The organism is Ancylobacter oerskovii (assembly GCF_018390555.1).
GTDB classification, from domain to species: Bacteria; Pseudomonadota; Alphaproteobacteria; order Rhizobiales; family Xanthobacteraceae; genus Ancylobacter; species Ancylobacter oerskovii.
In genome coordinates this window covers 32,384-45,972 of the sequence record NZ_JAHBGB010000023.1, presented here as the reverse complement: position 1 = coordinate 45,972, position 13,589 = coordinate 32,384, and the positions used below count along the sequence as shown (strand labels likewise).

At 70.0% G+C, this 13,589-nt stretch carries 16 protein-coding genes; 12 read left to right on the top strand and 4 right to left on the bottom strand.

Annotation, left to right across the window (positions count from 1 at the left end; genetic code table 11):
* Positions 1-9 precede the first annotated feature (9 nt).
* A complete protein-coding gene (locus KHC19_RS10870) occupies positions 10-1,239 on the bottom strand; it encodes an MFS transporter (RefSeq protein ID WP_213352378.1) in 1,230 nt (409 codons plus the stop codon).
* 138 nt (positions 1,240-1,377) lie between these two features.
* Here KHC19_RS10870 and hisB point away from each other — a divergent pair, with 138 nt between their 5' ends.
* The 9 genes from hisB (at position 1,378) to KHC19_RS10825 (ending at position 7,674) form a co-directional block, all read left to right on the top strand.
* Entirely contained in the window at positions 1,378-1,971 is a 594-nt protein-coding gene (gene hisB / locus KHC19_RS10865) for an imidazoleglycerol-phosphate dehydratase HisB (protein WP_213352377.1), read from the top strand.
* Between the two features lie 17 nt (positions 1,972-1,988).
* Positions 1,989-2,423: a DUF2628 domain-containing protein gene (locus KHC19_RS10860; RefSeq protein ID WP_213352376.1), complete on the top strand. Its 435-nt coding sequence runs from the start codon at positions 1,989-1,991 to the stop codon at positions 2,421-2,423.
* On the top strand, positions 2,420-3,076 hold the full coding sequence (gene hisH / locus KHC19_RS10855; RefSeq protein WP_213352375.1) for an imidazole glycerol phosphate synthase subunit HisH: 657 nt from the start codon (positions 2,420-2,422) through the stop codon (positions 3,074-3,076). Before KHC19_RS10860 ends, hisH begins: the two co-directional genes overlap by 4 nt.
* Complete coding sequence (gene hisA, locus KHC19_RS10850; RefSeq protein ID WP_213352374.1) at positions 3,073-3,807, top strand: 1-(5-phosphoribosyl)-5-[(5-phosphoribosylamino)methylideneamino]imidazole-4-carboxamide isomerase; 735 nt, start codon at positions 3,073-3,075, stop codon at positions 3,805-3,807. The genes hisH and hisA overlap by 4 nt, the downstream gene beginning before the upstream one ends.
* A gap of 11 nt (positions 3,808-3,818) precedes the next feature.
* On the top strand, positions 3,819-4,592 hold the full coding sequence (hisF, locus tag KHC19_RS10845; RefSeq protein WP_213352547.1) for an imidazole glycerol phosphate synthase subunit HisF: 774 nt from the start codon (positions 3,819-3,821) through the stop codon (positions 4,590-4,592).
* An 11-nt stretch (positions 4,593-4,603) separates the two neighbouring features.
* Positions 4,604-4,948, top strand: a complete 345-nt coding sequence (locus tag KHC19_RS10840) for a phosphoribosyl-ATP diphosphatase (RefSeq protein ID WP_213352373.1) — start codon at positions 4,604-4,606, stop codon at positions 4,946-4,948.
* Between the two features lie 126 nt (positions 4,949-5,074).
* Positions 5,075-6,034, top strand: coding sequence for a type I pantothenate kinase (gene coaA, locus KHC19_RS10835; RefSeq protein ID WP_213352372.1), 960 nt, complete (start codon positions 5,075-5,077; stop codon positions 6,032-6,034).
* Positions 6,035-6,043: 9 nt separating this feature from the next.
* Complete coding sequence (locus KHC19_RS10830; protein ID WP_213352371.1) at positions 6,044-6,691, top strand: alpha-ketoglutarate-dependent dioxygenase AlkB family protein; 648 nt, start codon at positions 6,044-6,046, stop codon at positions 6,689-6,691.
* Between the two features lie 41 nt (positions 6,692-6,732).
* Positions 6,733-7,674 carry a hypothetical protein gene (locus KHC19_RS10825; protein ID WP_213352370.1) on the top strand — a complete coding sequence of 314 codons (942 nt, stop codon included), beginning with the start codon at positions 6,733-6,735 and terminating at the stop codon, positions 7,672-7,674.
* A 28-nt stretch (positions 7,675-7,702) separates the two neighbouring features.
* On the opposite strand, the gene grpE is transcribed toward KHC19_RS10825, so the two are convergent.
* Positions 7,703-8,320 (bottom strand): nucleotide exchange factor GrpE, encoded by a 618-nt coding sequence (grpE, locus tag KHC19_RS10820; protein ID WP_213352369.1) that lies wholly within the window; start codon positions 8,318-8,320, stop codon positions 7,703-7,705.
* Between the two features lie 79 nt (positions 8,321-8,399).
* Complete coding sequence (hrcA, locus tag KHC19_RS10815; protein WP_213352368.1) at positions 8,400-9,500, bottom strand: heat-inducible transcriptional repressor HrcA; 1,101 nt, start codon at positions 9,498-9,500, stop codon at positions 8,400-8,402.
* A gap of 207 nt (positions 9,501-9,707) precedes the next feature.
* Here hrcA and rph point away from each other — a divergent pair, with 207 nt between their 5' ends.
* Genes rph through hemW form a run of 3 tightly spaced genes read left to right on the top strand, consistent with a single transcriptional unit; the run spans position 9,708 to position 12,255 of the window.
* Positions 9,708-10,421 (top strand): ribonuclease PH, encoded by a 714-nt coding sequence (gene rph / locus KHC19_RS10810; RefSeq protein ID WP_213352367.1) that lies wholly within the window; start codon positions 9,708-9,710, stop codon positions 10,419-10,421.
* 3 nt (positions 10,422-10,424) lie between these two features.
* The gene (gene rdgB / locus KHC19_RS10805; RefSeq protein WP_213352366.1) at positions 10,425-11,084 is read left to right on the top strand and encodes an RdgB/HAM1 family non-canonical purine NTP pyrophosphatase; all 660 of its coding nucleotides are present in this window, start codon (positions 10,425-10,427) and stop codon (positions 11,082-11,084) included.
* Positions 11,080-12,255 carry a radical SAM family heme chaperone HemW gene (gene hemW, locus KHC19_RS10800; protein WP_213352546.1) on the top strand — a complete coding sequence of 392 codons (1,176 nt, stop codon included), beginning with the start codon at positions 11,080-11,082 and terminating at the stop codon, positions 12,253-12,255. The genes rdgB and hemW overlap by 5 nt, the downstream gene beginning before the upstream one ends.
* 8 nt (positions 12,256-12,263) lie before the next feature.
* On the opposite strand, the gene KHC19_RS10795 is transcribed toward hemW, so the two are convergent.
* Positions 12,264-13,493, bottom strand: a complete 1,230-nt coding sequence (locus KHC19_RS10795) for a penicillin-binding protein activator (protein WP_213352365.1) — start codon at positions 13,491-13,493, stop codon at positions 12,264-12,266.
* Positions 13,494-13,589: the final 96 nt, after the last annotated feature.

Genomic DNA, 13,589 nt, shown 5'->3' with positions numbered 1-13,589 from the left:
ACAGAGCCCTTACTTAGCTACGAGCGGCGGTTTCGCAACAGCCGCGTTCCCGCCCATGCCGGCGGCCGGGACGAGGCCCGCCAGCACGATCAGCCCGCCCGCCAGCAGGAAGGCGTCGCTGGAGAACAGGGTGAGCAGGCTGGTGAGCAGGCCGGCGACGAACACGCACAGCGCGACCCCGGCATTGGCGATGCCGAGCGCCCAGCCGCGCTCGCTCTCGTCGACGCAGGAGGAGATGGCCGCCAGGAGCGTGATGAAGGCGAAGATATTGGTGAAGGTGGACAGGAAGGCGAAGGCGATCTGTCCCCAGGCCGGCACCGGCAGGGAACTCGCCGCCACGAACAGCCCGCACAGGGCGAGGCCGATCAGCGTCACCGGCCGGTCGCTGGCGAACCGCGCCCGCAGCGCCTTGAATCCCCAGGCGGAAGAGACCACGCAGCCGATTCCCATCACCATGGAGAACAGGCCGAGCCCGGCGGTGGAGAAGCCGTAGGAGGCCTGCATCTCGACGAGGATGAAGGTGTAGTAGATCAGGAAGCCGAGCTGGAACAGGAAGAAGGCGGCGGCCGGCCGCTGGATGGCGGGCCGCTCGCGGAGGCGGGCCAGCAGGCGGAAGGGCTGCTTCCAGTCGAGCTGCAGGGCGCGGCGGACCTCGTCGCTCGCGAAATGCGCCCGGCGCAGCAGCGCGAGGGTCACGAGGCAGAGAGCCAGCGCGAGGCCGAGCGGCAGGCGGAAGTCCCAGTGGCCGAGCACGCCGCCGATCGCCGGCCCGGCCACCATGCCGAGCGTGTTGACCAGCACCACCTGCGCCATGGCGGCGCTGCGCTGGTCTTCGGGGGCGGCATCGACCACCGACGCCTGGGCGATCGGCGCCGTGCCGGCCATCAGCCCGCAGGCGAGGCGGCCGAGGAAGAACAGCCAGAGATGGCCGATCTCCAGCGCCGCCCACATCAGCCCGTAGCCGGCGGCGAGGCCGCCCATGCAGATCATCAGCGTCCGCCGGCGGCCGAGCGCATCGGACAGGTCGCCGAGCAGCGAGGCGCCGAAGAACATGCCGATCGGAAACAGCGCGAAGGCGAGCGACAGCAGGGCGTCGCGGGTCGCCGGCGCATAGGCCTGCGCCACCCAGCCGCCGCCGAACAGCGCGACGATCAGCGGGTACATCAGCCCGAAGGAGAAGATGTCGATGAAGACGGCGAGGAACAACGGCGCGCGGGCGCGCAGCGCAGCGGAATCCATGGGCTCGCTCCGGGATGGCGAAAAGCGATGATGACGGCAAAGTGGAAGCCCTGCCAGCCCCTTGGCGGGCGCGGGCGGCTTTGGGTGGCGCCGGGCCGGCAATGCTGCTAAGACGCCGGCTCTTCCGGGAGCCCGATCATGCGTAAGGCGTCCATTACCCGCGCCACCAAGGAAACAGATATCCGCCTCGCCGTGAACCTCGATGGTACCGGCAAGGCGTCGATTGCCACCGGCGTGGGCTTTTTCGACCACATGCTGGACCTGCTCGCCCGCCATTCGCGGATCGACATGGAGGTGGCGGCGAAGGGCGACACGCATATCGACTTCCATCATACGGTGGAGGATGTCGGCATCGCGCTCGGGCAGGCGGTGCGCCAGGCGCTGGGCGACATGCGCGGCATCACCCGCTATGCCAGCCTGCATATGCCCATGGACGAGACGCTGACCCGCGTCGCGCTCGATATTTCCGGCCGGCCCTTCCTCGTCTTCCGCACCGACTTCGCCGTGGCGAAGATCGGCGAGTTCGACACCGAGCTGGTGCGCGAGTTCTTCCAGGCCTTCGCCATCCATGCCGGCGTCACCCTGCATGTCGAGACGCTGTACGGCGCCAACGCCCACCACATCGCCGAGAGCTGCTTCAAGGGGCTGGCGCGGGCGCTGAGGACGGCGGTGGCGATCGATCCGGCGTCGGCGGGCGAGATCCCCTCGACCAAGGGCAGCCTCGGCGGCTGAGGCCGGAAGGACGGACGATGGCTGTGTGGACCGTATTCGAGCCCGAGGAGACCGTGACCGGCGAAGCCGGCTGGTCCGAGCGGGTGGTGCTGGTGCGCGAGGCGTTCGCCTGGCGGGCGCTGTTCTTCGCGCCGCTGGTGCTGCTGGCGAACCGGCTGTGGCTGGCGGCCTTCGCCTATGTGGTGATCGAGGCGGCGCTGCTGGCGGCTTATGTCAGATTCGAGCTCGGCACCGGCTTCCTCGCCGTGCTGCTGATCCCGCATCTGTTCGTGGCGCTGGAGCTGCCGACGCTGCGGCGCCTGAAGCTCGTCCGCCTCGGCTTCGAGGAAGCCGGGGTGGTGAGCGCCGATGGCGCCGAGGCCGCCGAGCGGCGCTTCTTCGAGACGCGGCTCGGCGGGAGCGTCGCGCCCGGCCCGGTGCTCGGCCTGTTCCCGGAGGCGGTACGTCGATGAACGATACGGTGGCGCTGATCGATTACGGCTCGGGCAACCTGCATTCGGCGGGCAAGGCGCTGGAGCGCGCCGCCCGCGAGAGCGGATCCGGCGCCCGGGTGGTGGTGACGAGCGATCCCGAGGTGGTGCGCCAGGCCGATCGCATCGTGCTGCCCGGCGTCGGCGCCTATGCCGATTGCCGCCGCGGCCTCGATGCGGTGGACGGCATGGTCGAGGCGCTGAACGAGGCGGTGATCGCGAAGGGCCGGCCTTTCCTCGGCATCTGCGTCGGCCTGCAGCTCATGGCGACGCGCGGCCTCGAGCACGGCGTGACGCCGGGCCTGGGCTGGATCGCCGGCGACGTGGTGAAGATCGTGCCGGGCGACGCGGCGCTGAAGATCCCGCATATGGGATGGAATGCGCTGAACCTCCGGCGCGCGCACCCGCTGCTCGACGGCATCCCCACCGGCGCGGAAGGGCTCGATGCCTATTTCGTGCATTCCTATCATCTCGCCGCGGCGCGGGAGGACGAGCTCGTGGCGACCACCGATTATGGCGGCAAGGTCACCGCGGTCGTCGCCCGCGACAACCTCGCCGGCACCCAGTTCCATCCCGAGAAGAGCCAGCGCCTCGGCCTCGCTCTGCTCGCCAATTTCCTGACGTGGACGCCGTGATCCTCTTTCCCGCCATCGATCTCAAGGACGGCAAGTGCGTGCGCCTGCAGCAGGGCGACATGGCACGCGCCACCGTGTTCAACCACGATCCCGCCCAGCAGGCGGCTGAATTCGAGGCGCAGGGCTTCCGCTACCTGCACATCGTCGATCTCGACGGTGCCTTCGCCGGCAAGCCGGTGAACGCCGAGGCGGTCGACCGCATTCTCGAGGCGGTGGGCATGCCCGTGCAACTCGGCGGCGGCATTCGCGACCTCGCCGGCGTCGAGGCGTGGCTGGGCAAGGGCGTCACCCGCGTCATCCTCGGCACGGCGGCGGTGCGCGACCCGGCCTTCGTGAAGGAGGCGGCCCGCCGCTTCCCCGGCCGGGTGGCGGTCGGGCTCGACGCCAAGGACGGCCGCGTGGCGGTCGAGGGCTGGGCGGAGACCTCCGACCTCGGCGCGCTCGAGCTGGCGCAGCGTTTCGAGGATGCCGGCGTCGCCGCCATCATCTACACCGACATTTCCCGCGACGGCCTGCTGAAGGGGCTCAATCTCGACGCCACCATCGCGCTGGCCGAGGCCATCTCGATCCCGGTGATCGCCTCCGGCGGCCTCGCCTCCATAGAGGATGTGAAGGCCCTGCTGGAGCCGCGCGCGAAAAAGCTCGAAGGCGCCATTACCGGCCGGGCCCTCTATGACGGAAGGCTGGATCCGCGCGCCGCGCTGGCGCTGGTGGCGGGGGTCTCGGCGTGAGCGGCGATTCCCTGCTGAAGGTCCGCGTCATCCCCTGCCTCGACGTGAAGGACGGGCGGGTGGTGAAGGGCGTGAAGTTCGTCGACCTGCGCGACGCCGGCGATCCGGTGGAGGCCGCCAAGGCCTATGACGCCGCCGGCGCCGACGAACTCTGCTTCCTCGACATCACCGCCAGCGTCGAGGCGCGCAGCACGCTGATCGACGTGGTGAGCCGCACCGCCGAGCAATGCTTCATGCCGCTCACCGTCGGCGGCGGCGTGCGCACGGTGGAGGATATACGTGCGCTGCTGAATGCCGGCGCCGACAAGGTGTCGATCAACACCGCGGCGGTGAACCGGCGGGAATTCGTGCGCGAGGCGGCGGAAAAGTTCGGCGAGCAGTGCATCGTCGTCGCCATCGACGCCAAGAAGGTGTCGCAGCCCGGCGAAGAGGATCGCTGGGAGATCTTCACCCATGGCGGGCGCAACCGCACCGGCATCGACGCGGTGGAGTATGCCCGCGAGGTGGTGGCGCTGGGGGCGGGCGAGATCCTGCTCACCTCCATGGATCGCGACGGCACCGGCGAGGGCTTCGACCTGAAGCTGACCCGCGCCGTTTCCGATGCCGTCACCGTGCCGGTGATCGCTTCCGGCGGCGTCGGCACGCTGGACCATCTGGTGCAGGGGATTCGCGACGGCGGGGCGAGCGCGGTGCTGGCCGCCTCGATCTTCCATTTCGGCACCTTCACCATCGGGGCCGCCAAGGACCGCCTCGCCGAGGCGGGCCTGCCGGTGCGGCGGGGCTGAGGAGGCCGGGGATGAGCAAGGCGAACAAGGACGACCGGCGCGTGACCCTGGACGATCTGGCCGATATCGTCGCCGAGCGGGTGGCCGGCGGCGGTCCGCCCTCCTACACCCGCTCGCTGGTGGAGAAGGGCGTCGCCAAATGCGCCCAGAAGCTCGGCGAGGAAGCGGTCGAGACCGCCCTGGCGGCGGTGGCGGCTGATACCAAAGCCGTCGTTTCGGAGAGTGCCGACCTCCTCTACCATCTCGTGGTGCTGCTCCATGCGCGGGGAATTTCCCTCGAGGACATCTATGCGGAGCTGGGTCGTCGTACCGCCCGTTCGGGCATCGAGGAAAAGGCGTCGCGTTCCGCCGGCTAGCCGCTCCCGCAGGGTGGGAGGCTGCCGGTATCCGACGAGGCGTGAACGTGGTATACGGTCGACCAACGTCCGGCAGGATCACGCCCGGACGACGACGGCATATGCCGTCCCGGGGAAACGCAGTCCATGGACATGAAGCTCGACCGCAGGGGGCTGTCCCCCTTCCGCAACTTCTCGCGTGCCGAATGGGCGGCGCTGCGCGCCGACACGCCGCAGCCGCTCACGCCGGAGGAGATCGCCCGGCTGCAGGGCCTCAATGACCGGCTGTCCCTGGCGGAGATCGAGCAGATCTACCTGCCGCTGTCGCGGCTCTTGTCCATCTATGTCGCGGCGACGCAGAAGCTGTTCCGCGCCATGCAGAAGTTCCTCGGCCCGGAGCAGGCCGGCAAGATGCCCTACATCATCGGCGTCGCCGGCTCGGTGGCGGTGGGCAAGTCGACCACCTCGCGCGTGCTGCAGGCGCTGCTCGCCCGCTGGGCCAACACCCCCAAGGTGGCGCTGGTCACCACCGACGGCTTCCTGCTGCCCAATGCGGTGCTGGAGCGCGAGGGGCTGATGCAGAAGAAGGGCTTCCCGGAAAGCTACGACCTGCCGGCGCTGCTGCATTTCCTCACCGACATCAAGGCGGGCCGGCATCCGGTGACCGCGCCGGTGTACAGCCATTTCAACTATGACGTGACGCCGAATGAGCGCGTCGAGGTGGACCAGCCCGACATCCTCATCGTCGAGGGGCTGAACGTGCTGCAGACCAGCCGCCCGCCGAAGGACGGCCAGGGCATCCCCTTCGTGTCGGACTTCTTCGACTTCAAGATCTATATCGACGCCGACGAGGCGATCCTGGAACGTTGGTATGTCGAGCGCTTCATGCGGCTGCGCGAGACCGCCTTCCGCGATCCGGCCGCCTATTTCCACCGCTATGCCGGCATCTCCGGGACCGAGGCCGACCAGACCGCCCGTTCCATCTGGCGTTCGATCAACCTGGTGAACCTGCAGGAGAACATCCTGCCCACGCGCCAGCGCGCCGACCTCATCCTGCACAAGGGCGGCGATCATGAGGTGGAAGCGGTGGCGCTGCGCAAGCTCTGAGGGCGTGCAATGGCCTCTCTTCCGCTCGAACTCGCGCCGGGGTGCCTGTGGTGGCAGGGCTATCTCGACCGCGCCGCGCAGGAAGCGCTGGTCGCCGATATACGCGACGTGCTCAGGGCGGCGCCGCTGTTCACCCCGCGCATGCCGCGCACCGGCAAGCCGTTCTCGGTGCGGATGTCGAATTGCGGGCCGCTCGGCTGGGTGTCGGACGAGGCGGGCTATCGCTACCAGCCGCTGCATCCGGTGACCGGCGCGCCCTGGCCGCCCTTCCCGGCCGCGTTGCGGCGGGCATGGGAAGAACTCGCCGGCACCGACCTGTCTCCCGAAGCCTGCCTGATCAACTGGTACGACCGCGAGGCCCGCATGGGGCTGCACCAGGATCGGGACGAGCAGGAATTCGCGGCGCCGGTGCTGTCGCTCTCGCTTGGCGATACCGCGATCTTCCGCATCGGCGGCACCGGGCGCCGCGACCCGACCCGCTCGATCCGCCTCGCCTCCGGCGATGCGCTGCTGCTGTCGGGGCCGAGCCGGCTGGCCTTTCACGGCATAGATCGTATTGTGGCGGGCACCTCGACGCTGCTCGGCCAGCCGGGGCGCATCAATCTGACGTTACGGCGCGTGCATCCGGCTCGCGGGGAGCGGGAAGCGGCGCTATGAGCAGACACACAATCCAAAGCTTTCCCATGGAAGGACATGCCATGCGCCGCCTCGTCCGCGCTGTCGTTCTGATCGCCGCGCTGGCCGGCTCTCCTCTCGCGGCACTGGCGGAGCCGGTTTTCCCCAATGACGGCTCGGTCGGGATGCAGCCGCCGGAGGGCATGACGCCCATCCCCGGCGTGGCGGGTTTCGAGGACCGTGCCGCCAAGGCGGCGATCGTGGTGATGGAAGTACCGCACGGCGATTTCGACACCATCGTCAAGACCTTCAACCGCGAGACGCTGCAGCAGCAGGGCGTGACGGTCGAGGGGCAGCGCGAGATCGCGCTCCCCGATGGCGGGCGCGGGCTGGTGCTGACCGGCTACCAGAGCGTCGGGGCGGTCGCCCTCAAGAAGTGGATCATGCTGGCCGGCGGCAAAAGCCAGACGGCCCTGGTGACCGCGCAGCTGCCTGAAGAGAGCTCCAGCCGCTATTCCGACGCCGCCATCGAGGCGACCCTGGCCAGCGTGGTGTTCCGCGCGCCGCCGACCCAGGAGGAGATGCTGGCGCGGCTGCCCTTCACCTTCCAGTCGCTGGAAGGTTTCAAGGTCATGCGGGTGCTCGGCAATTCGGCGGTGCTGCTGGTGAAGGGCGAGGAAGCGGCGCCGCAGGAGGGGCGTCCGATCTTCATTGCCGGCGTCGTGCCGGGCGAAGTCGGCGAGAGCGAACGCGAAAGCCTTGCCAAGCGGGCGATCGCCTCGGTGCCGGGCGTGCGCGACCTGCGGGTGGAGCGAGGGGGCCCGTTGCGCATCGGCGGCCAGCCGGGCATCGAGATCGTCGCCAATGCGGCGGACCTGCAGACGGGCAAGCCGATGAAGGTGGTGCAGTGGCTGCGTTTTGGCCGCACCAACTATATCCGCATGGTCGGCGTGCTGCCGGCCGACGATTTCGCCCGCGATTTCGACGGGCTGCGCGCGCTGCGCGACGGGCTGGAGCCGCGCTGAGGCGCCGCTCCAGCACCCACAAGGCCGGTCAGTTGGACGTGTTGCCCTGGGCGTCGGCCGGAGCGGCCTTCGGGCCGCCCTTGGAGACGCCGACCAGCGCCGGGCGCAGCACGCGCCCGCCAATGGTGTAGCCGGGCTGGATCACCTGCACCACGGTGCCGGAGGGCACCTCGGCATTCGGCACCTCGAACATCGCCTGATGCAGGTTGGGGTCGAACTTCGTGCCTTCGGCCTCGATCCGGGCGACGCCGTGCTTGGCCAGCGTCTGGTTGAGGCTGCGCGCCGTCAGCTCGATGCCGTCCAGCAGCGTCTTCAGCGTGCCCTCGGCGCCGGCGCGGGCGTCGGCGTCGATGGTGCCGAGCGCGCGCTCGAAATCGTCGGCCAGCGACAGCACGTCGCGCGCAAAGCCGGTGATGCCGTAGACCTTGGCGTCGGCGACCTCGCGTTCGGCACGGCGGCGCACATTGTCCGCCTCGGCGAAGGCGCGCAGGAACTTGTCCTTCAGGCTGGCGATCTCCGCCTCGTAGCGCTCGCGCTCGGCGGCGAAGCCATCCTCGCCATTCTCAGTCGCGCCGACGGTCTCTTCGCTCGGCGTACCGGCGACCTCGTCGGAAGCGTCCGCCGGCTTGCGGTTATCTTCGGTCATGACTGCCTCGTCGGGGGAAAAGGATTCCGGGCGCGGAGCGCCGCGGTCGCCCGCCATATCGGGTCGCGGCGGCAAAAAATCAAGCCGCGTCGAAATCCGGGCGGCCCAGGACCCGGCTCACCACCCGGGCGGTGAAATCCACCATCGGCACGATGCGCGCATAGTTGAGCCGCGTCGGGCCGATGACGCCGAGCACGCCGACGACCCGGCCCTGCCCGTCACGATAGGGTGCCACGATGGTGGAGGAGCCCGACAGCGAGAACAGGTTGTTCTCCGAGCCGATGAAGATGCGCAGCCCCTGCGCGTCCTGCGCGCGTCCCAGAAGATCGACCACCTCCTGCTTGGCCTCGAGGTCGTCGAACAGCCGGCGCACGCGCTCGAGATCCTCGATCGCCTTGAGATCCTGCAGCAGCCGGGTCTGGCCGCGCACGATCAGCCGCCGCTCGGCCTTGTCGCCGCCCGACCAGGAGGCGAGGCCGGCGGCGACGATGCGCGCGGTGACCTCGTCGAGCTCGGCGCGGTGGGCGGCCAGCGTCCGCTCCACCTCCGCCCGCAGTTCCGAGAGGGTGCGCCCGCGCGTGCGGGCATTGAGGAAATTGGTCGCCTCGACCAGGGCGGAGGGCGGCAGGCCGGCCGGCAGCGGCACCAGGCGATTCTCCACCTCGCCATCTTCCGAGACCAGGATCAGCAGGGCCCGCGAGGAATCGAGCGGCACGAATTCCATGTGCTTCAGCCGGGTGTCGCTCTTGGTCGCGGTGACGACGCCGGCGCCGCGCGACAGGCCCGAGAGCAGGTTCGAGGCTTCCGCCAGCACGCCCTCGACGGTCTGCCCCCGCGCGGCGGCCTTCACCTGCACCTCGATGGCGTTGCGTTCCTCTTCCGAGACGTCGCCGATCTCCAGGAGCGAATCGACGAAGAAGCGCAGCCCCCGCTCGGTCGGCAGCCGCCCGGCGCTGGTATGCGGGGCGAAGATGAGGCCGGCCGCCTCGAGATCGGCCATGACGTTGCGCACCGAGGCCGGCGACAGCGTCATCGGGATGAGGCGCGAAATGTTGCGCGATCCGGCCGGCTCGCCGGTGGCGAGATAGGTTTCGACGATCTGCCGGAAAATCTCCCGCGACCGCTCGTCGAGCTTGGCGAGGGAGGGAGAGGTGGAAGCGAGGATCGGGTCGAGAGGCATGGTCGTGCGCAACCGCCAGGGGACGTTTCATGTGAAACCTATAATCGGTGTTCGCCCCGGGTGGTTCAAGGCGCGGCGTTATGCGCTTGCGGTCGCGGGGCGCTGCCCCTTACAAGGAGCGCCCGAAGGCCGGCGCCCGATCGACGGCGCCTGCCGCCTGCGAGCCGATGTCCGTCTCGCCCGGAACTGCCTCATGGAGACTTCGACATGCGTCCCTCCCGCCGCGCCCCCGACGAGATGCGGGCCGTCAGCTTCGAGCGCGGCGTGCTGCGTCACGCGGAAGGCTCCTGCCTGGTGAAGTTCGGCGAAACCCATGTGCTGGTGGCGGCGACGCTGGAGGAGCGGCTGCCGCCCTGGCTGAAGGGGCAGGGCCGCGGTTGGGTCACCGCCGAATACGGCATGCTGCCGCGCGCCACCCATGAGCGCACCCGCCGCGAGGTGACCGCCGGCAAGCCGTCCGGCCGCACCATGGAGATCCAGCGGCTGATCGGCCGCTCGCTGCGCACCATCGTCGATCTCGAAAAGCTGGGCGAACGGCAGATCACCGTCGATTGCGACGTGATCCAGGCCGATGGCGGCACCCGCACCGCCGCCATCACCGGCGCCTGGATCGCGCTGCATGATTGCCTCGGCTGGATGAAGACGCGCGGCATGCTGCCGGCCATTCCGCTGCGCGACCATGTCGCGGCGGTGTCCTGCGGCATCATCGACGGCGAGCCGCGCCTCGACCTCGACTATGCCGAGGATTCCGACGCCGGCACCGACTGCAATTTCGTGATGACCGGCTCCGGCGGCTTCGTCGAGCTGCAGGGCACGGCCGAGAAGGTGCCCTTCACCGAGGAGGAGTTCAACGCCATGCTCGCCCTCGCCCGCAAGGGCATCGGCCGTCTGGTCGATCTGCAGAAGCTGGCGGTGGCCTGAGCCATGGACGAGGACCGTCACGCGCATCGCCGCCTCATCGGCAAGGTGGTGATCGCCACCCACAATCCCGGCAAGCTGATCGAGATGCGCGGGCTGATGGAACCCTATGGCGTCGAATTGGTCTCGGCCGGCGATCTCGGCCTGCCCGAGCCGGAGGAGACCGGGCTCACCTTCGAGGAGAACGCCCGCATCAAGGCCCGCGCCGCCTGCGAGGCGACCGGCCTGCCGGCCTTCGCCGACGATTCCGGCCTGTGCGTCGAGGCGCTGGGCGGGGCGCCCGGCCTCTTCACCGCCCGCTGGGCGGGGCCGGACCGTGACTGGGGCCACGCCATGGCCAGGGTCGAGGAGGAATTGCGCAAGGTCGACGCTCTCGATTCCGCGCAGCGCCGCGCCTATTTCATCTCCGCGCTCTGCGTCGCCTGGCCGGACGGTCATGTCGAGGATTTCGAAGGCGTCGTCTCCGGCGAGATGATCTGGCCGCCGCGCGGCGACAGCGGGCACGGCTACGATCCGATGTTCCTGCCGGACGGCTCCAGCCGCACCTTCGGCGAGATGACCGGCGAGGAGAAGCACGCCATGCCGCCGCTCGGGCGCGGCGGGTCGCACCGGGCGCGCGCCTTCATCAAGCTGGCGGAAGCCTGCTTCGGAGCGCGGTTTGATTGACAGGGCCGACAGGGCGCCGCCGCCGGTCGATCCCGGCTTCGGCGTCTATGTGCACTGGCCGTTCTGCAAGGCCAAGTGCCCCTATTGCGACTTCAACTCGCATGTGCGCCACGCCCCGCCGGACGAGGCGCGGTTTGTCGCCGCCTTTCGCGCCGAGATCGCGCATATGCGGGCCCGCACCGGGCAGCGGCGCACCCAGAGCGTGTTCTTCGGCGGCGGTACCCCCTCGCTGATGGCGCCGGCGACGGTGGAGGCCATCCTCGACGCGATCGATGCGGCGTGGCCGCTCGATGCCCGCGCGGAGGTGACGCTGGAGGCCAACCCGACCAGCGTCGAGGCCGGGCGCTTCCGCGGCTATCGCGCCGCCGGCATCAACCGCGTCTCGCTCGGCGTGCAGGCGCTGGACGATGCCTCCCTCAAGGCGCTCGGCCGCATGCACAGCGCCGCCGAGGCGCTGGAGGCGGTCGCCATCGCCCGCTCGGCCTTCGAGCGCTCGTCCTTCGACCTGATCTATGCCCGTCCCGGCCAGACGCCGGAAGATTGGGCGCGGGAGCTGAACCGCGCCATCGCGGAAGGCTGCGAGCATCTCTCGCTCTACCAGCTCACCATCGAGGACGGCACGCCCTTTGCCGCGCTCTATCGTGCGGGCAAGCTGAAGACGCCGGAGCCGGACGTCGCGCGCGCCCTGTGGGACGTGACGCAGGAGACCACCGCCGCCGCCGGCCTGCCCGCCTACGAGATTTCCAATCACGCCCGCCCCGGCGCCGAGAGCCGGCACAACCTGCTGTACTGGCGCTATGGCGAATATGCCGGCGTCGGGCCCGGCGCGCATGGCCGGCTCGACACGCCGGAAGGACGGCGCGCCACCTCGACCGAGCGCGGGCCGGAGGCGTGGCTGGAGCAGGTGGAGGCCGGCGGACATGGCCTGGTGGTCGATGAGGGATTGAGCCGGCCGGAGCAGGCCGACGAATATCTCATCATGGGCCTGCGCCTGGCGGAAGGTATCGACCGCCAGCGCTTTGCCGCCCTGTCCGGCCGCGATTTCGATGCGGGACGGGTGGCGGCGCTGATCGGCGAGGGCATGCTGGAAGAGCGCGCCGATGGCCGGCTGCGGGTCACGCCGCAGGGATTCCCGGTGCTCGACGCTATCGTCGCCGATCTGGCGGCGTAGTCCCGCCGTCAGATCCCCTGCTCGGCGAAGCTGCGCGGCGCCGGGCTGGCGATCTGGGTGCTGCCGCTGGCGATGCGCATCACCGCGAGGCCGCGCTGGTTGGTGCCGTCGGCGCGGAAGCGGAAAATGCCGTCTATGCCGCCGAAGCCCGAGGGATTCTGGATCGCGGTGTCGTTCAGGCCGGCCTCGCCGCCGGTATTGACCAGCGCCGCCATCAGCGACACCGCGTCATGGGCGAGCGTCGCGGTGCGCACCGGCTTGCGGCCGAAGCGGGCCTCGTAGCGCTGCGAGAAGGCGCGGAACCCGGCCGGATCGGGGGCCGCGAAGAGGCCCCCCTGCAGCTGCGGCGCGTTGAGGAGGGTCGGGCTGTCCCACAGGCCGGTGCCGATCAGCTGCTTGCCGGAGAGATTGATCCCCGCCCCCGACATCGCCTGCAGGACCTGCGGCACGGCCTCGCCGGAATCCGGCAGGAACAGCGCATCCGCCTGCGCCGCCGAGGGCGCGATGCGGCGGGCGGCCTCGGCATAGTCGCCGGCATTGCCGGGCGCGTAGCGCTCGAGGCCGACCACCCGGCCGCCGGCGGCCGGCACCGTCTCGCGGAAGGCGGCCTCGACCACCGAGCCATAGGCGTTGTCCGGCAGCATCGCGATATAGGCGCGCCGGCCGCTCGACGATGCGTAGCGCACCGCCCGCACCACATCGGTCTGCGGCAGGAAGGAGAGCAGGTAGACGCCGCGCGTCGCCACATTGGTGTCGGTGGAGAAGCCGACCAGCGGCACGTTGCGCGAGCGGGTCACCTGGCCGGCGGCGGCGACGGTATGGGCGAAGAGCGGGCCGATGACGGCGCGAGCGCCCTCGTCCATCAGTTGCTGGGCCGCGGTCTGGGCTCCCGGGCCGGTGCCGCCGTCATCCTTGACGATGAGCTGGATATTGGCGCCGGTGAATTCGGCGATCGCCATGTCCGCCGCGTTCTTCAGCGATTGCGCGGCGACGGCGGCATTGCCGCTGGCCCCCAGCGGCAGGATGAGGCCGATGCGCACCGTGCCGGTGCCGAGGACATTGGTCGGCTGCGCCGGTACCGCCGGTGCCGGGGGCAGGGCGGCCTGGGGAGGCGGCGAATCGGGTATCGAACCGCAGGCGGCGAGCGTGGCGCTGCCGGCCATGAGCAGGAAGCCGCGACGGCTGTGGCGAAGGGCGGCGCGGGCGCCGAGCTGTGCCGGTTTACGTGGCTCGGTCATCGCCTCATCGGGTGGCTGAGCGGGTATGTTCTCCTCTTGTAGGATGCCGAGGGGGCGCCTGTCACCCGCCGTGCCCCGGCATGGCACGCAAAAATG